This is a genomic window from Pseudomonas sp. P1_F7 (genome assembly GCF_056405655.1).
In genome coordinates, this window is record NZ_JBFUBR010000007.1 from 164,156 (window position 1) to 187,074 (window position 22,919).

General features: G+C 50.2%; 15 protein-coding genes and 2 pseudogenes. 14 read left to right on the forward strand and 3 right to left on the reverse strand.

The window, feature by feature from the left end; translation table 11 throughout:
• The 10 genes from AC1D1M_RS12935 (at position 1) to AC1D1M_RS12980 (ending at position 14,219) form a co-directional block, all read left to right on the forward strand.
• Positions 1–930, forward strand: a complete 930-nt coding sequence (locus tag AC1D1M_RS12935; RefSeq protein WP_477775912.1) for a TniB family NTP-binding protein — start codon at positions 1–3, stop codon at positions 928–930.
• A gap of 46 nt (positions 931–976) precedes the next feature.
• Positions 977–2,776 carry a helix-turn-helix domain-containing protein gene (locus AC1D1M_RS12940; RefSeq protein WP_477775913.1) on the forward strand — a complete coding sequence of 600 codons (1,800 nt, stop codon included), beginning with the start codon at positions 977–979 and terminating at the stop codon, positions 2,774–2,776.
• 755 nt (positions 2,777–3,531) lie between these two features.
• The gene (hsdR, locus tag AC1D1M_RS12945) at positions 3,532–5,895 is read left to right on the forward strand and encodes an EcoAI/FtnUII family type I restriction enzme subunit R (protein ID WP_477775914.1); all 2,364 of its coding nucleotides are present in this window, start codon (positions 3,532–3,534) and stop codon (positions 5,893–5,895) included.
• Positions 5,896–5,984: 89 nt separating this feature from the next.
• Positions 5,985–7,454 (forward strand): type I restriction-modification system subunit M, encoded by a 1,470-nt coding sequence (locus AC1D1M_RS12950; protein WP_477775915.1) that lies wholly within the window; start codon positions 5,985–5,987, stop codon positions 7,452–7,454.
• Positions 7,451–9,166: a restriction endonuclease subunit S gene (locus tag AC1D1M_RS12955; RefSeq protein WP_477775916.1), complete on the forward strand. Its 1,716-nt coding sequence runs from the start codon at positions 7,451–7,453 to the stop codon at positions 9,164–9,166. The genes AC1D1M_RS12950 and AC1D1M_RS12955 overlap by 4 nt, the downstream gene beginning before the upstream one ends.
• Positions 9,167–9,201: 35 nt before the next feature.
• Complete coding sequence (locus tag AC1D1M_RS12960; protein WP_477775917.1) at positions 9,202–10,290, forward strand: nuclease; 1,089 nt, start codon at positions 9,202–9,204, stop codon at positions 10,288–10,290.
• Positions 10,291–10,494: 204 nt separating this feature from the next.
• Positions 10,495–11,577: an ATP-binding protein gene (locus tag AC1D1M_RS12965; RefSeq protein ID WP_477775918.1), complete on the forward strand. Its 1,083-nt coding sequence runs from the start codon at positions 10,495–10,497 to the stop codon at positions 11,575–11,577.
• Positions 11,578–11,600: 23 nt separating this feature from the next.
• Positions 11,601–12,161, forward strand: coding sequence for a DNA-binding protein (locus AC1D1M_RS12970; protein ID WP_477775919.1), 561 nt, complete (start codon positions 11,601–11,603; stop codon positions 12,159–12,161).
• 289 nt (positions 12,162–12,450) lie between these two features.
• The gene (locus AC1D1M_RS12975) at positions 12,451–12,783 is read left to right on the forward strand and encodes a YegP family protein (protein WP_477775920.1); all 333 of its coding nucleotides are present in this window, start codon (positions 12,451–12,453) and stop codon (positions 12,781–12,783) included.
• Positions 12,784–13,064: 281 nt separating this feature from the next.
• Positions 13,065–14,219: a DUF308 domain-containing protein gene (locus AC1D1M_RS12980; RefSeq protein ID WP_477775921.1), complete on the forward strand. Its 1,155-nt coding sequence runs from the start codon at positions 13,065–13,067 to the stop codon at positions 14,217–14,219.
• 213 nt (positions 14,220–14,432) lie between these two features.
• Here AC1D1M_RS12980 and AC1D1M_RS12985 read toward each other — a convergent pair whose 3' ends face one another.
• A complete protein-coding gene (locus tag AC1D1M_RS12985; protein WP_477775922.1) occupies positions 14,433–15,773 on the reverse strand; it encodes an ATP-dependent nuclease in 1,341 nt (446 codons plus the stop codon).
• Positions 15,770–16,915, reverse strand: coding sequence for a GmrSD restriction endonuclease domain-containing protein (locus AC1D1M_RS12990; protein ID WP_477775923.1), 1,146 nt, complete (start codon positions 16,913–16,915; stop codon positions 15,770–15,772). The genes AC1D1M_RS12985 and AC1D1M_RS12990 overlap by 4 nt, the downstream gene beginning before the upstream one ends.
• A 192-nt stretch (positions 16,916–17,107) precedes the next feature.
• Between AC1D1M_RS12990 and AC1D1M_RS12995 the strand changes: the two genes are divergently transcribed.
• A complete protein-coding gene (locus AC1D1M_RS12995; RefSeq protein ID WP_477775924.1) occupies positions 17,108–19,477 on the forward strand; it encodes a TOTE conflict system archaeo-eukaryotic primase domain-containing protein in 2,370 nt (789 codons plus the stop codon).
• Positions 19,478–19,492: 15 nt separating this feature from the next.
• Here AC1D1M_RS12995 and AC1D1M_RS13000 read toward each other — a convergent pair.
• Positions 19,493–19,660, reverse strand: a pseudogene (locus AC1D1M_RS13000) (IS66 family transposase); the annotation flags it as partial.
• On the opposite strand from AC1D1M_RS13000, the pseudogene AC1D1M_RS13005 reads away from it, so the two are divergent.
• From AC1D1M_RS13005 to AC1D1M_RS13015, 3 genes and pseudogenes are all read left to right on the forward strand, one after another.
• Positions 19,661–19,869: pseudogene (locus AC1D1M_RS13005) on the forward strand (transposase domain-containing protein); the annotation flags it as partial. It lies immediately after the preceding pseudogene.
• Between the two features lie 97 nt (positions 19,870–19,966).
• Positions 19,967–20,998 (forward strand): hypothetical protein, encoded by a 1,032-nt coding sequence (locus AC1D1M_RS13010; RefSeq protein ID WP_477775925.1) that lies wholly within the window; start codon positions 19,967–19,969, stop codon positions 20,996–20,998.
• Positions 20,999–21,007: 9 nt separating this feature from the next.
• A complete protein-coding gene (locus AC1D1M_RS13015; RefSeq protein WP_477775926.1) occupies positions 21,008–22,918 on the forward strand; it encodes a hypothetical protein in 1,911 nt (636 codons plus the stop codon).
• The last annotated feature ends 1 nt before the right edge of the window (position 22,919 follow it).

Here is a 22,919-nt window from a genome sequence, read left to right on the forward strand (position 1 = left end):
ATGAACGAGTCATTGAATGGTATTGATGATACTTCCCTCCGAAACGTTTTCATAAATACCTCAATAGCGAGGGCAGCCGCTTCAAGGCTAATGGATATCCATAACGAAAACCTACGAACGGGGACCAATCAGGGATTTCTCCTCATGGGTCCAAGTGGTGTTGGAAAAAGTGCTTTAGTGAAGAAGTACGTTGATTCAGTGAATACCGAACGTGCTATTGAAATGGAACGCTTACCTATTCTGTATTTGGATATGCCATCTGGACCTACGAAAAAGAATCTCGGTTCTACGTTACTGAAAGCTCTGAAAGACCCCTATGCGAATACCAATAGTGAGTCAGCCGAGGCAAAATTTTCTCGTGTGGTTACATTGTTGAAAAACTTGAATGTAGAACTCGTTATTTTGGATGAAGCTCAACACTTGGTGGACTATAAGTATAGCGATATGCTCGAGGCGGGGGACTGGATAAAGAGCTTGTTGAATACTTCGGAAGTATCCGTTGTGTTGATCGGAATGACACGCCTAGAACGCTTAAAAAAAGCTAATTCCCAATTTCGCAGGAGGTTTTCTGCATCGTACACCCTTGTGCCATTCGAACCAGGCAGCGAATTTTGGCCAGAATTTGCTGGAGTTATAAAGGCCCTGCAAAAAATGATGGCAGTCGACTCAGTGAGTTTAGTAACCGATGACATGATACAGAGGCTCTATTTCGCTTCCTTTGGCATATTGGACTATCTCGTAAAAGTATTGGAAAGAGCGGTTCGTTTGGTGAGGAGAGGACAATTCGATGGTGTAAATCTTGCCGCATTGGGTACAGCATTCAAAGATGAAGTCTGGCAATTGGCCCCAAGGAATCGCAACCCGTTTGATGCTGAGTTTAATTACCAGCCGTTGATTGCTCCAGATGAGCCTTACGAAATAATTAAGTAACGTTGGTGGGGCGCTAGGTTCTTCTAGCGACCACTTTGAGGATAATATGCTTAATTTGCCAGTAAAAGTGCTCCCGCATCATGATGAAAGCCTGGTCGGATTCTTAGGCCGTTTAGCCACTGCCAATGGTTTTTCTCATTCTTTTCTGATAAAGAAGTGCAGGGAGTTAACCGATGAAGAGGTGGAGTCGTTTTACAGAAAAAACGATGTGCCCTTCGTATGGGTTTCTTCGATTAAAGCGTTAAGCAAAACCAGAGGCAGCCTTGATCCTCTGTCAGCGTACTGCCCAAAGCATTGTCCGAAATGTTTAAGTGAGGGGCGATATTGGAAGTACGTGTGGGGGCTTAAGCTTTATAATTTTTGTGTTGAGCATTCGATGCAATTGGTTGATACCTGTCATCACTGCGGGATGAGGTTATGTTTTGCGGCATTTACCACATTTCGGTGCAGTTTATGTCATCGGGACATTCGTAAAAATCAAACTTGCTCGCTGGCCTCGACTTCAGATGTTTGTTTCTCAAAGTTATTGGAAAATCGGGCGCTTTCCAGGCCTCCGCTGAATGATTCTATTTTGTGCAAGCTATCGATTTTGAATTTGCATGAGCTGTTTCTAAATCTAGGTTTCATTGTTTCAAATCTTAAGGGGAAAAGGTGTAATGACGTGTTCATGTCATCAGAACTCTCCAAAATCAGCCACAGCGCGGGGGAAATTGCTTTTGGCTGGCCTGGTTCATTTTACGACTATTTGTATATTTGCCAAGGTAGTGTAGGTAACGACAAATGGCACCCAAAGACCTGTTATAGCAAAATATACCGGATTTCTTTCCAGAAACTGAAAAGCGATGCCTACGATTTTCTTCGGGAGGAATTTGAGAATTACTTACTTTCAAACTGGCGAGGACCGCTCAATCCCAAGGCTACTACATTTTCATCTGAGACCATTCAATCTCATCGTTGGAAACCGATAAAAGCGGTTGCTAACTCTCTAGGATTGGCTCCCTCAAAAATTAAAGTACTTCTGGAAAAGGGGCTTGTCTCATCCAGCACACTCCGTCATGACTGCGGAAAAATATCCACTGTAGTAGATATTGAAGAAGCTAAAGCTTTTGTGGAGAATGCTGCCAGGTCACGAAGCTTGAAGGATGCCGCAAAGCAGTTGGGGATCAATGAACGTAGAATTAGATCACTCGTTAACGGTGATTTACTTGTTGGCTATCGTTCAAATACTAAATCTCAAGCTCCATGGATTCTAGACTGTGATAAATTTCTCAATAAATTTTCGTTGTCGGCTATGACAACTGATGGTGATGAGTGTCTTACAATACGTAAGATTCTAACTTTTCATCTGCGAGAGGAGACTCAGTTTTTAGATTTTATAAAATCTGTTATAAGAGGGGAAGTGGTGTTGTATGGCGGTACGGAAGACACATCATTTGCTGGTTATAAATTAATTGCAAGTGACTATTTTTCTTGGAAGTGTCAATGGCTAAAAAAACATCATACAACGAAATCTCTGAGTGCCCGGGAGGTTGCTAGCGTATTAGGCGTTAAAGACAATGTAGTTTATGCGATGATTAACAATGGTCTACTTGCGCATGTGGTCGTTGGCAAGCAGCGTATGGTCAAGCCATCCGCGCTTAAGCAATTTCGTGAAAAGTATGTATTCAATCGTGAAATAGCTGATCAATTTCGCATGTCTCCGAAGATGGTAGTGGCTTGTCTTTCGGAAGATAAGTTTAGGCCAGCAGCAGGGCCGCATGTTTTAAACCACCCGTGTAGGCACTACATTTGGAAACGAACTGACAAACTATACGATTTCTTAATTTCAAATTTCGGAGAGGGGTGAGTCTGTGTGACTGAACATCAGCCACTCTGGTGCGAGTGAAAACTATTTTTTACCGTGTTAACCGCAGTGGTTAACAGTGCAAAAAGCAGGTTTACAACGTGTTCGATGAGGCTTCTTGCGGCGAGGCGGGACAATTCTGTACGGCTGAGGGGCTGCACACTTGGCCTTCATTTTGATTGTTTGTTGATCAACTCATACAGTCATGCTTCTTGAGGCGCATAGAGCGTTATCCACAGTGGTATCCACCGTTTCGGTGGATAACTAGATTCAAGACTTCGCAACCACTGACTGTTGGCACCGACGGCAAATTGACCCAGTTGCCGAGATGTCACTGATCCAGTCTGTTCCTCGCGAACCATTGCCTTTGCTGAGTTTGTGTAGATTTGGAGGTGGGTCAGTCTTGCGTCAGCACGTGGGTCAATTCGGCGTTGGCGTCAAGCTGCGCAATTGGCCCTGATTTTGATTGTTTTTTGATCAACACATCGCAGTCATGTATCTTAATGCGCGTAGAGCTTTATCCACAGATGTATCCACCGTAGTGGTGGATAAGTAGATATCAAGACTTCGCAACCACTGACCACCGCGCTGTTTTTGATCTCACTAACTGCGCAGCACCTGACGCCTTAAAGCGCTATGAGAGGGGGAGCAGCTGCACTTCACCCAAGCAGTGCTATTCAAGGTACATTTACGCCTATCAAATAAGGTCAGCACTGCTGGGATCGAGCGATCATGCCGGCTTGAAAGGGAATTGGGGTATGGACAAAAAGTCGCTTACCGAGCGGGACATTTGCACCAAGTTCATCGCGCCTGCGATCCTGTTAGCCGGCTGGGATATCCAGAAGCAAGTACGCGAAGAAGTCAGCTTTACCAAGGGACGCATCATCGTCCGTGGCAAATTGCATAGCCGTGGCGAATCCCGCCGTGCCGACTTTATTCTCTATCACCAGACCAACCTGCCGATCGCTGTCATAGAAGCGAAAGACAACAAACACGATATCGGCTCCGGCATGCAGCAAGCCCTCGGTTATGCCGAGTCACTGGACGTACCGTTCGTGTTCTCCAGTAACGGTGATGGCTTTCTATTCCACGACCGTACCGGCACCGGTACACAGGTCGAAACTGAGCTGAACCTTGACCAGTTCCCCTCCCCTGACGAGCTGTGGCAGCGCTATTGCCAATGGAAAGGTTTGAACGGTGATGCCCGTAAAAAAGTCGAGTCGCCCTACTACGATGATGGCTCTGGACGCATGCCGCGTTATTACCAAACCAACGCGATCAACCGTACCGTTGAGGCCGTGGCCAAGGGGCAGTCACGCATCCTGTTGGTAATGGCCACCGGTACAGGCAAGACCTACACCGCCTTCCAGATTATCTGGCGGCTGTGGAAGTCCAAGCAGAAAAAACGAATCCTCTTCCTGGCCGACCGCAACATCCTGGTCGACCAGACCAAGAATAACGACTTCAAACCCTTCGGCCAGGCGATGACCAAGATCGCCAAACGCCAAATAGACACGTCTTACGAGATCTACCTTTCGCTCTATCAGGCCGTGACCGGCACTGAAGAAGAAATGAATATCTACAAGCAGTTCTCCCGCGATTTCTTTGACCTCATCGTGATCGACGAATGCCATCGTGGCAGCGCCGCCGAGGATTCCGCCTGGCGCGAGATTCTCGACTACTTTTCCAGCGCCACCCATGTCGGCCTCACCGCCACGCCGAAGGAAACCAAAGAGGTGTCCAGCATCACCTACTTCGGTGAGTCGGTGTACAGCTACACCCTCAAGCAGGGCATCGAAGACGGCTTCCTCGCCCCCTATAAAGTGGTGCGCATCGACTTTGACAAAGATCTACAAGGCTGGCGGCCGCCCAAGGGCATGCTCGACAAAAATGGCGAGCTGATCGAAGACCGCATCTACAACCTCAAGGACATGGACCGCACCTTAGTAATCGAGGCGCGCACCCAACTGGTAGCGCAAAAGGTCACCGAGTTTCTCAAAGCCACCGATCCATTCCAGAAGACCATCATCTTTTGCGACGACATCAACCACGCCGAGCGCATGCGCCAGGCGCTGGTGAACCTCAACCCGGAGCGTATTGCCGAGAACCGCAAATACGTCATGCGCATTACCGGGGATGACCAGGAAGGCAAAGCCGAGCTGGACAACTTCATCAACCCAGAAGAGCGTTACCCAGTCATTGCCACCACCAGCAAGTTGATGACTACTGGCGTTGATGCCCAGACCTGCAAGCTGATCGTGCTCGACCAGCACATCAAGTCGATGACTGAATTCAAGCAGATCATCGGGCGTGGCACCCGCATCAACGAAGACTTCGGCAAGTACTGGTTCACCATCATGGACTTCAAGAAGGCCACCGAACTGTTTGCCGATCCGGCTTTCGATGGTGAGCCCGTCGTGATCTATGCCCCTGAAGGTGAAGAGTCTCCCGTACCACCTGATGACCTGGCGACGGATGAAGATGGCATCACCGCTGGCACCACGGCAGAAGCCGACGACCTTGAATTCACCGGCGATGATGACAAAAAGCGCATCAAATACATCATCGACAGCGTCCCGATCTACGTCATCGCCGAACGTGTGCAGTACTACGGCCCGGATGGCCGGCTGATCACTGAATCCCTACACGACTACACCCGTGTCTGCGTGCAAAAGCAGTTCGCCTCGCTGGACGACTTTCTGCGTCGCTGGAGCGATGCCGATCAGAAGAAGGTTATCATCGAGGAAATGGCCACCCAGGGTGTGATGTGGGAAGCCCTGGCCGAGGAGGTGGAAAAGAAACAGGGCAAGGTCCTCGACCCATTCGACCTCGTCTGCCATGTAGCCTTCGACCAGCCTGCACTGTCGCGTAAGGAACGCGCCGAGCAGGTGAAAAAACGCAACTACTTCGGCAAGTATTCAGGCGCTGCGCGCCAAGTGCTGGAGGCATTGCTCGACAAGTATGCCGACACCGGCATCGAGCATATCGAAGACATCAAAATCCTCCAACTCGACCCCTTCAGCCAGATCGGTGCGCCCATCGAACTGGTCAAAGCGTTTGGCGGAAAGGCCGGTTACAACAAAGCCATCCATGAACTGGAAGATGAGCTCTACGCCAGTTAAGCTGCCCGCCCCCCGAATTTTCGGCATAGGCAGCCCCACACTGCCTATTCCTTGAACCCACTGTTTTGCAGTAAGCCAGCGAGATTCCCATGTCCATCAGCAGCACCATCAAATCCATCCAGGACATCATGCGCAAAGACGTGGGTGTCGATGGCGATGCTCAACGCATCGGCCAATTGGTCTGGCTATTGTTCTTGAAGATCTTCGATGACCGCGAGATGGAATGGGAGTTGATGGACGACAACTACCGCTCGCCGATCCCAGATAGCTGCCGTTGGCGCACCTGGGCAGCCAACCCGGAAGGCATGACCGGCGACACCCTGAAGGATTTCATCGACAACAACCTGTTCCCGCAGCTGCAAAGCCTCCACGAATACAGCACCACCCCCTCCGCCTTCGTAGTGCGTAGTGTGTTCGAAGACGCCTACAACTACATGAAGTCGGGCCAACTGCTGCGCCAGGTGATTAACAAGATTCAGGAAGGCGTCGACTTCAACAAGGCTCAGGAGCGCCACGAGTTCGGCAACCTCTACGAGCAACTGCTGCGTGACCTACAGAACGCGGGTAACGCCGGTGAGTTCTACACCCCACGTCCTGTAACTGAATTCATGGTGCGAATGGTCGATCCCAAGCTGGACGAAATGGTCATGGACCCGGCCTGTGGCACCGGTGGCTTTCTCACCTGTGCCATCGAGCACAAGCGCAGCCGCTATGTAAAAACCGCTGAAGATGAGCGCACCTTGCAGGCCAGCATCTTCGGCGTAGAAAAAAAACCACTGCCGCACCTGTTGGCCACCACCAACATGATCCTCCATGGCATCGAGGTGCCCAGCCAGATTCGCCACGACAACACTCTAGGCAAGCCGTTGATCAGCTGGGGACCGAGTGAACGCGTGCATTGCATCGTCGCCAACCCGCCGTTTGGTGGCATGGAAGAAGACGGCATCGAAACCAACTTTCCCGCTGCCTTCCGTACCCGCGAAACCGCCGACCTGTTTCTCGTGCTGATCATGCAGCTGCTCAAGGACGGTGGTCGCGCCGCTGTAGTATTGCCTGATGGATTCCTGTTCGGTGAAGGCATCAAGAGTCGTATCAAGGAAAAGCTGCTGACCGAGTGCAACCTGCACACCATCGTTCGACTGCCCAATGGTGTGTTTAATCCGTACACCGGCATTAAAACCAACCTGCTGTTTTTCACCAAAGGCCTACCGACTAAGCACGTGTGGTTTTACGAACATCAGTACCCGACAGGAGTGAAGAACTACTCCAAGACACGCCCAATGCGCATCGAAGAATTTGCCGTGGAAGAGAGTTGGTGGGGCAGCGAGGCCGATGGCTTTGCCGCGCGAGTGGAAAATGAATTCGCCTGGAAAGTCAGCGTCGAAGAGCTGCAGGCCCGCAATTGGAGTCTGGACTGCAAGAACCCGCATATCGGTGAGCAGATCAGCCACGACCCGGATGAGCTGCTGCGTGATTACGCTAAATTGAATAGTGAAATCAGCGACTTGCGTGAAAAGTTGAAGGCCGTCCTCGCTGAAGCCCTGGAGCGTCAGGCATGACTGCGTTAGTGACCGACAACTTGCCCATATTGGCTGGTGCGCCGAATGGCATCAAGAAGCTGCGGGAGCTGATTCTGGAAATCGCGGTGCGTGGCAAGTTGGTGCCACAGGATCCGAGTGATGCACCGGCCAGCGAGCTGCTTAAGCGGATTGCCGTGGAAAAGGCGCGGTTGGTGGCTGAGGGCAAGATCAAGAAGCAGAAGCCGATGGCGGAGATTGGCGCGGAAGAAAATCCGTTTGAGTTACCAGAAGGTTGGGAGTGGGGGCGACTAAGTGACTGCTCGAAGCAGGTTACTGACGGAGAACATCTAACACCTCCTCGCACGTCAGATAAATCCCAAATCCCGTTGGTAACTGCCAAGAACGTCCGTGATGGGTACATGGACTATACAACGACTGACTTTGTGATGCGCTCCGTCGCAGAGAAGTGTTGGGAGCGTTGCTGCCCCGAAGAGGGGGATATCATGATGGTGTCGGTAGGTGCAACACTTGGGCGCCTGACTGTCGTTCCGACAAATCAAGAAATGGTGATCGTTCGTAGCGTTACGCTCATCAAGCCGTTGATAGTTAACGTCCAATATCTAGCATTAGCGCTGAAGTCGCCTACCGTTCAGCGGTCAATCTGGGCGGGAGTAAAGCAGAGCGCCCAGCCGTGTTTGTACCTGAGCCAATCAACTCAATTGCTCATTTCCATCCCGCCTCTCGCTGAGCAACATCGAATCGGCGCCAAAGTCGATGAGTTGATGGCCCTGTGCGACCGCCTGGAAGCCCAGCAGGTCGACGCCGAAAGCGCCCACTCCCGACTGATACAAGCGCTGCTCGACAGCTTGACTCAGGCCAAGGACGCTACCGACTTTGCCGCCATCTGGCAGCGTCTGGCGGAACACTTCCACACCCTATTCACTACCGAATCCAGCATCGACGCCCTCAAACAGGCGCTACTGCAACTGGCCATGTTGGGTAAGCTGGTGCCACAAAACTCAATGGAAGAATCCGGCGCGAAGCTGTCTGAACGTATTCTATTCTCCAGATCAGATAAGCGAAAAATAGTAATACTTGCTAAGGACGCCGTATCTTCGTTTATAGAACTGCTTCCGGAAACTTGGACGTGGAGCTCTGTAGATCAGATTTCCGCAGACGAACCTCGCGCAATTACGGATGGACCTTTTGGTGCTAATTTAAAGACAGAGCACTACATTGAGACTCCAGGGTATCGGGTTGTTCGACTGCAAAATATTGGCAATGGTGAATTTCGTAACGAGCATCGAGCCTATATCGATCAGGATCGATTTGAAAAAATTAGTAAGCATCAAGTTTTACCGGGAGATTTGATTGTTGCGGGTCTGATTGATACGTCAATTCGGTGCTGTATTGCCCCAGAAGGTATTGGTCCGGCCGTCGTAAAAGCGGATTGCTATCGATTCTCTGTCCATCCGCAGATTTCATCAAAGTACGTCCTCTATTACTTGAACTCAAAAATGGCACGAGAGTTTGCTGCGATTCACCATCATGGATTAACTCTTACGCGAATTGGATTAGGGAACTTTAGAAATATTCCCGTTCCTCTTCCGCCTGCGGAAGAACAACACCGTATCGTCGCCAAAGTCGATGAGTTGATGGCCCTCTGCGACCAACTCAAAAACCGCTTGACCCAGGCCCGCCAGCTCAACGAGCAATTGGCCAGCACTCTGGTCGAGCGGGCTGTCGCCTAAGGCACGGATATCAGGGACTTCAGGTAAGGATACTCATGCCCGTCAAAACACAAATCTGGACGGTAAACGGACAGCCCCATCAGCTCAGAGAGTGCATCCTACCCAGTGAACAGTTGCTGGAGGACATGATCGTCAGCGCACCACGCGTCCTGTCAGATGAGTGGATGCTGATCGGTCGCCAGGAAAGCACCGGGCTGGGTGGACGAATAGACCTGTTAGCCATTGCGCCTGATGCCTCGCTGGTACTGATCGAACTCAAGCGCGACCGCACACCTCGTGATGTGGTTGCGCAGGCGCTGGACTATGCGTCATGGGTGGAGCGTCTGGCTGCCGAGGATATCGCTGCCATCTACAAACGCTTCAATAAGGATGCTGACCTGGCTGCCGATTTCCGCAGGTACTTCGGCCTGCCGCTGGATGAGGATGCGCTCAACCAGAGTCATCAGATCATCATCGTCGCCTCAGGGCTTGACGCCAGCACGGAGCGTATCGTGGCCTATCTCAGTGAGCGGGATATAGCGATCAACGTGCTGTGTTTTCAGGTGTTCCAGCTTGGCGAGCAGCAGCTGATCAGCCGCTCCTGGTTGATCGACCCCGCCGAAACCCAGGTCAATGCCAGCAGCGGTAATACGGGCGGGCAAAGCGAACCCTGGAATGGCGAGTACTACTGCTCCTTCGGCCACAGCGCCACGCGTGCTTGGCAGGATGCCTTGGCGTTTGGTTTTATCTGTGGCGGCGGCGGCACCTGGTACAGCAAAAGCCTGAAGATGCTCGCACCAGGCGACCGAGTATGGGTGAACATTCCGCAGCAAGGTTATGTAGGTGTTGGTCGAGTAACCGGTTTGGCCACTGCAGCGACGGACTTCACCGTGAAACAGAACGGTATTGATGTACCGGTTATGCAAGCGGCCCTACATGGCACCTACCATGCCGAGCACATCAATAACTCTGATCTGTCCGAATACTTCGTGCCGATAGAATGGCTACATACGGTTCCGGTCGAGCAAGCCGTCAAGGAGGTCGGTATGTTCGGTAACCAGAACACCGTCTGCCGCCCGACCACCCCTAAGTGGCGCTGGACGATTGAGCGGTTGAAAGAGCGTTTCCAGATGCGGCTAGAGTAATGACCCAAGGAAGACGCATCCAGTCGTCGCAGTGATTCTTGAATCTCAGGATCCACTCGCGATGAAAAATTTTGTTGTAATGTTGATGGGCCACTTATAGTGCGTGGGCAGCAAAAAGTGACAGGTTGAGAGTTAGTATCTCGCTACTGTGAAACTCATCCAGGAACGCTGGGAGCCAAGGACATTAGGTGGTTGAATCCGTAAATGATTGCTGATATTGAAAAGTTTCTGAGGTCAAACCCCGGAGTGATGGCGAAAGATATCGCCCGCCATCTTGGCTCACAGAAAGCTGTGGTGAACCCCATTCTCTATAGGCACAGTGAGAGATTTGTTCGAAATGGGGACAACTGCTGGTTTTTGGTGAATCCTGAAAAGCTAACCATTTCACTCAAAGGGGATATTTGGGTCGGAAGCGCGTCGTTCGAAGAGGTACTAGTGGTTACCGGATCACCTTTGGATCTCGGCTGTTCTATGGTCGAGTTTGTCGTACCCAAGGGCTGCAAAATTATGATCGATGCAGCTGCGCGCATACTGGCACTTTGCAATCAGTTGGTGGCGCTGAAGAAGTCAGTTTCAATAGATTTCACTGCTTGCAAAACGACACTCAGTTACTTTAATCGTCTTGGTTTCTTTGACCATCTAGATGGTCAGGTCGAAGTGCTCCCGAACAGACCCAAGTGGTCCGGCGCCAAAGTTCATCACGGCAATAATGATGGAGTGGTTGAGCTGGCGTCGATTGACCATCGCTTACCCGATGAGACCATTCCTAAACGTCTGAAGACAAGTCTCGTTAGCTGCGCGGGTGAACGCTACTCACAATCCGCATTCACCGTGATTTCTGAGCTATTTGGCAACGTACGAGACCACGCACAATCAACGATCCCAGGTTTCGCAGCGCTCCAGCACTACCCAAAGGGCGGAAAAATTCAAACGGTAATATCCGACAGCGGTATTGGAATCGTAGGGAGCCTCCAGCCTGTCCTGGAACAAAAATACCCGGCTATTTTTAGGCAACTTGATTTTTCGAAGCCCGAAGCGGGGCCGGAGCTGGTGCTACAGGTGTTCAAGCAGGGACAGATTTCTAGTTCGAGTGATGATGGCCGCGGACTGGGCCTGAAACGTAGCGGGGATGTGGCGGCAGATTTCAACGCAACCATTTCGATCAGGCAAAAAAATTTCGAGCTGACTATGGCTTACTCGAAGGGAAAGCTTACTAGTGACTACCGTGTAGGCATGCCCACTCTCCACGGAACTCACATCTGCTTCGAATTCTTGATTGACAGCTAGATGGCTCTGGTTAAACTCAAAAAATGAATCAGAAATCTTATACCGTTAAGCTACGTGACCTCACCGAGGATGACCATCCCTTTGGCAATGTTCAGGGAAAAGCTACCTTTCGGAGACTTCTCGATGTCGTTGAGGCTCATCCTCAATACTCCATTTTCGGCATCTCGCTAGCTGAGATAGAGGCAACAGATGCATCCTTCCCTAGAGAAAGTGTTGTCGCTGTAGCCAAGCTCTTTAAAGGGGAGCGCGGTTTTTTTCTGAAGGATGTCAAAAACCGAGATCTTCTTGATAACTGGAGCTATGCGGCCCAAGCCAAAGATCAGCCTCTGACTGTTTGGACAGGAGACGATTTTGAGGTCATCGGCCCTGAGATCAGTTCGTCAGCGCAAGAGCTTATGGCTTGTGTACTTACCAAAGGCTCTATCACCGCCTCCTGGGCGGCAGAAACGCTCAAGATTTCAGTACCCAATGCCAGTACCAAACTGAAAAAGCTACTCGATCAGGGATACATTCTCAGGACCGAGGAGACCGCAGAATCCGGCGGCATCGAGTACGTTTACCAGGCTATTGGCCAATCTGCTTAAACAGCTTTACAAATCCAGAATGCTGGCGTAATGTTTCTTCGACGCCAAGGGGTTTGTTTAGCCCCTGGTTAAACTGGATAAATTAATCAGAATGGTGATTGATATGGCGACAAATCCTCCGGCAGGTGACGGGCATCGTAATGGGGCTGTCCGGGATCGTTCTCAGACTCAGACTCCCTCGGGTCACTGGGTCAAGCGTGATACAGATACCGGCCAGTTCATGGACGTAAAGACTTCGGACAAAACACCGTTCAAGGGCGTTCGCAAAGAGAAGTGAGGAGTACGGCTAATGAGTGCGAAATTTGAGATTTTCTTGGGTTCCAATCGGCAGTACTACTTCCGCCTTAAAGCGCCGAATGGGGAAAAAATCCTCGCCAGTGAGGCTTACACGACTAAGGCAAACTGCCAAAACGGCATTCAGTCGGTGAGGGCTCACGCGCCTCACGAGAGTTACTACAAAAGGTTGACGTCTTCCAATTACCAGTATTACTTCACTTTGAATGCGAGCAATGGCCAAGTGATAGGGACTAGTGAGACCTACACCACTACCCAAGCGCGTGATGCTGGTATTACTGCGGTGAAGGCATACGCACCAACCGCTCCGATTGTAGATCTGACCTGATTCTAGCGATTTGTCCTTGAGGCCCCTGCTGTTTAGGGGCTTTTTTTATGTGCTGAAAAGAGATTTAAGAAATACTCCCTCATGTGAGTATTGGAGAGCAGCTCCAAATTAGTAGTCACATTGTGCGCGTGAGTTTCCCGACCCTATTTTGACTAGCGCAATATTTCCGCTACCGCATGCTGTGGGCGGAAACTACCAGCGAGTAACCCATGCTTGCTTCACAATTGTTGCCCTACTGGCGTCTCCAGTTTGAGTTGTTTTACTTAATTAAGGAGTAGTTGATGTCCGAGAAAAATCCAGAAGTAAACGACCAAGAAAAGCATGATCAGACTGAGAAAAGCCGGTTTCAGACGGCTAAAGAGTACTACCGGATGGTCAACCGTTATCGCCGGAGAATGCTCATTGAGCGATTCCTTGAGCAGAACCCATTGGCTTGGTTTTTTAATCAGTTCCCTCCCCAAGAGATGTACCGAGCATCCCCGGGCAATCGTAGAAATACAAGACAAGAGATGCGCTATCACTGGCTCAGACAAAGGACTAGCTGGACGTTTCTGTCTTACCTAACTACCTCAACAGGAATTCGATTCGCCGCTGTTGGCGGCTTGGTCAGCGCTTTTTTCCAGGCTGCACCTGGGTTAAGAGGAACAGAGGTGAGTGGTGAGCCTTTCAACTGGCTGCTGATTGCAGGATTGCTTTATCTGATCGCGGGTGCGTGGTTTGCTTTTTGTTGCCCTTTACTCCTCAAGCAGACGCTGAAAGGAGCGCCACGCTATCTGGGGCAACATCGTAGGAGATGGTTACAGGCACTGGTGGAAGATGAGCTTCGGCGATGGTGGAAAAAGTTCGAGTGGTGGCCTCACCCATCACAGTTGCAACTAGAAAATAATGCACATGATCGAACAACTTTAGCAATCATGCGGGGCTATGGTGTCCCTGCATTTTCTGGTTTCGGAGTTTATGAATGTACGCATATAGAAAGTGCTTTATATGAATATAGTTTGATAACAAAAATCGGATTTTGGCGACAAGATAAATACAGTGACAAACTCGAAAAATTCTTTCCGTCGGTGATATATGAGGGTAGTCGTCCCCTCATTAGGAGTTTGTCTTTGAGAAGAGTCGATGAGTATCTTACGAAGCAAGGGGACGGTGCGAAGGTTGGGGATCTCATCGTGTACTGGTTCGACTCAGGTGTAGAGGTTTCACATGAAGTGCCGAAGCGCAGTGAAGTGAATATTACTAGGGAAACGGAGGGATTGAGCTACCTCTTCACTGAGGACAACGGTGCCTCAGTCTTTGCCGAAATTGTGGCGTTTTGGCAGGATAATATGCATCCATTGCGGAGACTGGTAATGATGCTATTGCTCTCAATGAGTGCTGCTTCGTTTGCCTGGTTCGTCTACTTGCAGCTGAACACTGTTATCACGGCTATATAGGTATTGGAAGTATGACAGGGGCCGCTAAAAATCCCCGGTCTACTGAATAGCTACTAGCTATGTCGACACATCCGAGCCTCATAATGAGGCCCGGCGCTCTAGATAATCGTTGGTTGGGCTGATCGACGCCTATCAACTCTACCCTAAATTCATATTTTTTAGCAGAACGATAGTCATTAGACAATTGGAGCGTTTTTTCCTACTAAAAGATAACTAAGCTTGAATTTTTTCTATTAATGAAGCACATTCTTTGTGGTTGGCCTTAAGCCACACCTGGAATGCACACTGCAGTATGAGGAACTCGTTAACTCTTGATCTCTTGGATAATTCAACAAAATAGTCGTGATGATTAATTCCGTTAACGGCTTCTAGATTAGCCTTGATGTTCCTCTTAAAGAGATCAGGGAAAGCCTCAAGAAAGTCAGCTAAAGACGAGTTTACTGCATCAATTAACTCTTCCTCGGGCGCTTTTTTTCCAGGAAGCATCAAGGAATAAGTTTTTTCGACGTCGTTGAAGGTAATACCTTTATCGATAATGTCGCCATCATACACAAGGAAAATTTTACTCTCGCCCTTGTCAATGATACGGCCATATATTTCAGAAAGATCAGACTCGCCATTCTTGCAAGAGAATACGACCGTATCATGTTTCCATGCAGGAAGAAAATTATCAAGAATGGACTCTAAAACAAATTTCGCCTTAGCATCTTCGACGAGCAGAATTTTTTTCTGCTCGTGAGTTATACCAATATTATTAAGAATCGATTTATTCGCTCGCTCAATGTTTAGTCTACCGCCCTCCTTGCTCACCGTGAACGAATGATTGTACCCAATCGCGTCTAGTATGTATGGGGAGTGGGTTGCAGTAATAATTTGAATGTTGTTGTTTTTCGATTTGGCAGAAAACTCAATGAAGATATGCGAAAGTCTCGTTTGAGCAAGAGGACTGAGGAACGTTTCCGGTTCGTCGATTAGAAATACATTAAACTCCTCAGAAGTTGCCATTATCCATATGATAAGTATCGCGTATATTTCTCCGTGAGAGAGCGTGAGAGTATCCCATACTCCATCTTTTTTCTCCGCTAATGAATATTGAAAAGTTTCTGTATCGTTAGCATGCTGACCCTCTGTATTTTCTAGGGTCAAAACAGATATTTTGCTAAAGTTTGAGTGAATCACGTAATTGACTTGGTCAATCAACTCTTGATTAAACTCAAAAGGCTCATACGCCTGAATGAGGTCCTCAAAATTTCCTTGAGATTTAAGTTGAACCGTTTTTCTTATACTTTGCGACACCAAATCAGCTGGACTAATATAAATCGACTTAGGGTCAGATTTGTGTATCTCAAATTCGTCTATCGTAGAAATCACGTCAGTCGATTCAATGCACTTCAGAAGCCTAGTTTTTCCAGAACCATTCAACCCGCAGAACGCATTTACTAAGTGAAATTTTAGCTCTCTTCCATCGGATGTGGATAAAGCATGTGTCGCTCCTTCATTGGGGTTGGCGAATATTAGCTTTCTACGCATGTCACCTAGCGATGCCAATTTCATTCTATAGTTCCCCAATGATTATTTGTTAAAATCTCATATGCCTCTTCTGTTTGGAGCTCATTTAGTTTGTGGCTTAGTGCGTTGATTGTGTTGTTTACGTGATCACTATTTGTGTCTGGAAGGATTTTAGCGTTTGAGGCGATATAATAGATAAAGAATCGTCGTATAATTAATGACTTAGAGTCGTTGACACTAGTGCTTAAGCGATAGGTGTATTCTTTTAGTAGCCAAGCATCAAGCACTGAAGAGGTGCTTAATATTTGTTCTCTGAAAGATAGTGCTTCTTTGTATTTAATTAGGAATATTTCTATCTCGGTGGGGGTAAAGACGTCAGAATGCTCAGATATAAACTCAATTATCGAGAATAAAGAAGGCTTGCTTAGTTTTAGTTTTCCTGTTTTGTTGATAGCATTAATAAGTAGTTGCAATGATGTCGATATTCTTTTTTCAATGTCGTGATCAAATGACATGTGTGACCGATATCTATCAGTAATTTCCGCATCAGTCATTTTACGTGATAGAGATTTTGTCTCTAGTGTAAGCATTACTCGAACAATCACGTCGTGATATGAAAGGCGAGTGTTAGAAAACCCAATTGTATCTCGGCTATAATTTAAGCTCTCCATTAGTAAAACAAGTTTTTTTACCTGCTCCCTAACCTTTCCGTAAAAAGTATTCCTTCTTTCGGCTGAGGTTAGTTTTACGCTTTGATTTAGTCGAAAAAATAGCTCAAATGGTTCTGATTCATTGTAATCAGTTATATCAAACATTCGTATTGAGTAGTTTTGAAATCTTTTTTTCACATGCTCAGGAAGGTCTTTGTAATAAAGATTGTGCAGACTTTCAATTTCGCTGTTTGATGGTTGAATTAGTCCATCAACTTTATATTTGTTGTTGTAAAAATCCATTACTGATGTTAGCCGTTGATGCCCATCTAAAACTGCTTTATCTAACCCATCTTCGCTAGACACCACAAAAACGGGTGGCATTTGCCAGTTTCTCAAAATGGTATCAATGAGCATCTGTTTTTTTGCAGTATTCCAGACTTCGCCTCTCTGGAAGTCTGGTTCTAAATCAATTTCATTTTCTTCTACTTGAGAGATTATAGTTCTAATAATAGGATCTTTTGACTCTAGCTTCATTTGGTTCGTATACCTTTAAAGTCAGCACATAGGATGGCATTGTGCCTTGTTCATGTTGCCGAATGCTAGGATCCGTACGAATCGTACCGTCTTAGGCAGCGTATAGTGTAGGCATGGTCTTGACTCACAATCTCCACAAGTATGCCTTACACCCATTCAAAGCGAGGCTTGCTTTTAGTAGAGGTGGAAGCTTTGACGAACACCGATCTGCTGGCGAAATTACAAGCTGAGAACGCTAGGTTAATTGCCTTGCTTGACGCTCATGGGATTGATTGGCACCTGCCTGAGCCGGTAAAAATTCAGGTCGTTCAAATTGAGCCTTTGCAGCAACTCAACACTGACGGCAAGGTTGCTCTATTCAGAAGCCTGTTTCGTGGTAGGGCCGACGTTTATCCCATCCGTTGGGAAAGCAAGTCAGGCAAGTCAGGATACGCGCCTGCCTGTGCTAACGAATGGCGACCTGGGGTTTGTGAGAAGCCGCGAATCAAATGTGGCGATTGCGGCAATCGTCAATTGTTGCCGCTGACCGATGAGGTGATTTTTCGTCACTTGGCAGGCGACGTGGTGGTTGGCATCTATCCTTTGCTCCCTGATGACACCTGTTACTTTCTTGCCGTCGACTTCGATGAGGCTGAATGGCGTGATGATGCCCGAGCTTTTGTTCAGTCGTGTCATGAGCTAAATGTCCCAGTGGCATTGGAGATTTCGCGTTCAGGCAATGGTGCTCATGCGTGGATTTTTTTCGACCGTAATGTTTCTGCTTACGATGCACGCCGCCTAGGTGCCGCGATCATCAGTCATGCCTGTGAGCGTACCCGCCAATTGGCACTCAGCTCCTATGATCGACTGTTTCCAAACCAGGACTATATGCCCAAGGGTGGCTTTGGGAACCTTATTGCACTGCCTTTGCAAAAGCGTGCCAGGGCCAAAAATAACAGCATTTTTGTAGATGACTCACTGGAACCTCATTCCGATCAATGGGCCTTTCTGGCCTCCATTCAGCGGATGAGCCCTGGGGATATTGAGCCGGCGATTATCCGGGCGATGGGTGACCGTGATCCCGTAGGCGTCGAGTATGTCGAGGACGAGGTGGATGCTGAACCTTGGAAAGATCGTGATTCGAGATCGCGTAAATTGACTTGTCCGTTACCTGCGTCTCTTCGTATCACACTGGCCAACCTGGTGTACTTCGAAAAATCGGAATTACCGCAGCCCTTGGCAAACCAGCTTGTCAGGCTTGCAGCATTTCAAAACCCTGAGTTTTATAAGGCTCAGGCCATGCGCCTATCGGTCTGGAACAAACCTAGGGTCATTGGCTGCGCGCAAAATTTCCCTAAACACATCGCGTTACCACGTGGATGCTTGGATGCTGCGCTGGAGCTTCTGGCGGGAAATGGAATCACCGCTGAATTCCAAGATGAGCGCTTTACAGGCGACCCCATCGACGTGAGTTTTCTCGGCACTTTGCGTTCTGATCAGGAAGTAGCGGTCAGCGCGATGCTTAGTCATGACGTCGGCATCCTGTGTGCCCCGACCGCATTTGGCAAAACCGTGAGTGCCGCTGCGTTGATAGCGAAGCGCAGTGTTAACACGTTGGTGCTTGTGCATAGGACTGAGCTGCTACGGCAGTGGCAAGAACGTTTGCAGGCATTTCTAGGCGTCGGCAATGGCGTCGTGGGAACCATTGGTGGCGGAAAAGCAAAACCCACAGGGGTTATCGATATCGCTGTGATGCAGTCTTTATCGCGGAAAGGTGAAGTTAGCGATAAGGTAAAAAACTATGGCCAGATCATCGTTGATGAGTGCCATCACGTGTCAGCGATTTCGTTCGAGGCGTTATTGAAGAGCGCTACCGCACGCTATGTGGTGGGACTTACAGCAACTCCGGTACGCCGTGATGGGCAACAACCTATCATCTTTATGCAGTGCGGACCGATCCGACACTCTGCTGCCCGACCGGCAAGTGCCCCTCACGATCTGTCTGTGGTGCCCCGATTACTTTCCAAGCCTATTGTCGCCCCCGACGGCTCAGGGATTCAGGACATGTTTCGACGCCTAGCCGACGATATCGAGCGTACAGCCAAAATTGTGTCCGAGGTTGAGCTAGCCTTTAGCCAAGGTAGGAAGATCCTGGTACTAACTGAGCGTACTGAACATGTGGACGCTCTCGAGGTGAAATTGCAGGGGCGCGTGCAAAACCTTTTTACACTTCATGGGCGCGTGCCCAAAAAACAGCGAATCGCTCGCATGCACGAGCTTGCCTCGCTTCCAGTTGATGCCCCACGTGTGCTTGTAGCAACTGGAAAGCTAGTTGGTGAAGGCTTCGATCATCCAGCTTTGGACACTTTGGTGTTGGCAATGCCCATTTCTTGGAAGGGTATTCTTCAGCAATACGCAGGCCGATTGCATCGAGCCCATGCGGATAAAACCGACGTGCGAGTGATCGACTTCGTTGACGTGGGGAATGCTGCGTTGCTACGAATGTGGGATAAGCGCCAGGCGGGGTACAAAGCGATGGGTTACCGAATAGCTGACTCCCTAGCCACTATGGACCTGCTCTAATACGGTACTCGGTTCCAGCTCGCGTGCCTCTCGTTCAACTTCGTACAAGGCCGCGATGTAGTGCAGCGCTTTTTCGGCGATCTGGCTCTTGTTGGTCGCGTGCAAATCGAAGAACTTGCAGCGCGCATGGGCCATGCAGCCAATCTCCGTGATGCCCAGTTCAAAGCTTGCCTTGTATCCAGAGCACTTGGGCGCTCGGACTGGCTGCTTGCCGAGTCATTGCGCAGTGGCAAGCGGGCGGCGGCGATCATGAGCTTGATCCAATCGGCTCGAATGAATGGGTATGGCCCGTATGCCTATTTAAGGATGTGCGGACGTGGCTGCCAACGAAGCGGGCGAGTGAGATCGGCCAACTATTGCGGCACCCATTGATGGAATGGCTATTTAGCTGATCAACATTAGTACTAAGGAGTTCGAAGCAAGGAACTACTCTTTGAATTTATGATTTGTACTGCGTTTGCTGCGCCGTCACCTTCATCGGAGGAAGTCATGGACAAGATCCTCAATTTCGTTGCCCTTCGGCCGGCGAAAAGGGGAGGGCTGACTTCGCTGATGCTCAGCGATTCATCTTATTTCCAGCGTGAGTTAGTCGATGCTACCGCAGGGCCTAATCCTCAGGCAGACGCGGTGACCACCGCGAAGTCATTTGTCGAGAGCGGCCGTTTTCTTAGAGAGGCAGCCGAAGTGAGCCATGGTTCGGAGTTCATGACTCTTTACGAATGGCTTGCTGACGATTTACCACGAAGAACGCCGGAAGAAATCGAGGCGAAGGTTCGCGAGGTTACGGGGAACTCCAAACCATCCGAGTGGATGGAAGATGTAGCCCGTGCGCGGGATAGCGTTCTTGCAGGCTACCTGCTGGATGCAGCAGGCCCCAGTGCCACCACGGCCTTGAAATTAGTGCGTACGTACGGCGTGATCGAGGCTGTCCTGAAAGGCGGCGCATCCTTAACTCAGCTCGCTTCGCTGCTGCACGCACCACTTGTCCTTCCGGAGTTTTTGCTAGACCTGCGCGAGAAAGCCGTGTCGGATGTCAAATCTCCCCGTCAATCTCCCGATGACGTCGCCATTGCTCTACTTAAACAGTTTGAAGCCGTCCGTGATCTACACCTCCGCCTGAGCCAAACGTTGATCGAAATTGCGAGTCACGATGAGGGCGAACTAGTGCTTCGCGAATTTGGAGAACAACGCCCGCTGTCATCGCTGTACCGCACGCAGGGTGTCGCGGATGTGATTCGGCGAGAACAGATTGAGCCGAAGCCACAGAAGAAATTCGACGTCGCCGACACCATAGTCGGCGCCTCAACGCTTCGACGCGCCGCCTCGCGGTTAAACGTCGTCTTTTCCGACACTGCCCTACGACTTTTATCCGAGCCTGCCCGCAAAACACTACGCGAAATGGACTTGGACCCCGCGGTTGCTACGGTTCACTTGATGGAGAGTCGGGTGACGTCTGCCTACGAGCAGGCTACCCGGAACCTCCGTGACCTAGCGATCCAACTTAGCCGTCTCGTATCGTAGGACAACGCCATGCCGGACCTCATAACAGATGTGAAGGTATCGAGAGGAGTAAGGGATCAGATTTCTAAGGCACTGCGTGAGTACTATGTTGACCCGGTGGATGATCCCTCCACAGCGGAACCGGTCGCCGAAGTGCCCCCTGAGTCATTTAGTAAGATCAAGTCACTTGGGATTGCGGACCTTTACTTGGTCAGAACTCACCTCAGCCACTACGAACGCGGAGAGGTCGCTTCCCTGGAAAACATCCTCGGCGGCGAGAAATTGACCCACACGATGCGACAGCTGAACGAGTTAGAAATCACCGACACGACGGACAGAGAGCAAACCAGTCTGCAGTCCCTCGCCCAGACGACGGCGGAGCAGAGTTCCGGCAAAACGACCACCCAAGCGGTTGGAGCGGGCCGCGGTCCACTCACCAGCGACGGGCCCGAGAGTTTCTCCAAGGCGGTCACCGATCAGGTGTCTTCAAGTTCGTCGAACCGAATTCGAAAGACATCCGTATTGCGCCAACTCCAGCGCACCGAAGAATTTATGGAGCACGTCCTCGAAAATACGACAGAAAAGGACGTCCGATTCGGCGTGTACCAATGGTTGGACAAGGTTTACAAGGCGCAAGTATACAAGTATGGCGCGCCCCGACTCCTCTACGACATCATCATCCCGGAACCCGCAGTCCTGTTCCGCGAGGCGCTCTCCCGCCCCCGCGGCCAGGCCGCGCTTCCGCCACGGCCAGCCAAGTTCACTGTCCCAGCAGACCAGATCTCGCTGTTCAACTGGTCCTACTATGCCACCGGTCATCAGGCAACCGGTATTGATGCGCCTCCTCAGGCTCAGATTATCGTCACCGAAAACTTCGGCCAGAAGGCAGCCGACCCTTTCAACACCGAACTCAATGCCAACACCCTCGAGATCGGTGAATGCCGTAAAACCCAGATACCCAAGGGGTACAAAGCGGTCACGTACCGTTTGGTGGCATCTGTCAGCGGATGGGAACCGTACGTGCTCCGCGCCATCATCGGATCCAAGACAGTGGCCCTTGATGGCGCGTGGTGGAACGGCAAGGTCTTCAGCGGAAAGCTTGATGGGGAGGTGGAGAGCCTACCGGTTGGCCTCATCGCCGACGGCAACGGTGTGAGTCCCAGCATCTCGACGTTGGTCATCGGCATCGAGATCATCTGCGAACCCACCGAGGAGGCCATCTCCGCCTGGCAGACCAAAGCCCATGGTCTGATCCTCGCGGCCAACCAACGGCGGTTTGCGGACTACGAGGAGCGGGTGGCCAATCGGGATGCCACTGCCCGGCTCCAACTACAGAGTTTGTCTCCGGAGCGGAAAGCCGCCATCATCCAGTCCGAGCTAAAACGCACCACACTGGCTGTGTTGACCAATCAGAACTTCAGCACTTTCAACGCCACTGAGGTCGACTCATTCGGCTTCCCTTATCCCGTTGCGGCCGCAACCATCGCGCTGTCCGCCTACATCCGGTTTTTCGAACAGGCAGTAGAGTGGGAGCATCTCCAATATGCACTCTTCCCCTACTTCTGGGGCTCCCGCTCATCTTGGGTCAGCAAGCTTCTAAACTCGGAAGCGGACCCGCAATTTGCAGCCTTCCTCAGCGCCGGGTCGACCCGCGTGGTTCTGCCGATCCGGCCGGGCTATGAAGTCGCCTTCGAACGCTTCCTCAACACCGGCAAAATCCCCACCACTGACGAGCTGCTCGACGTCGGTGGATCACTCTGGGTGTCTCTGGTCTCACAGATGAGGCATCAGGGCGCGGAGGATGGCTCCGAAGTCGCCGTGGGCGCTCCCTGGGAGTTCCGTTTGGCTTCGGACCTTGTCCGCGCCCGACGTGACGACCTGCTGCCGATGTGGTCGCTCACAGCCGGGGAGTGGGTCGAGAAACCAGATCCCAACGTCTGAT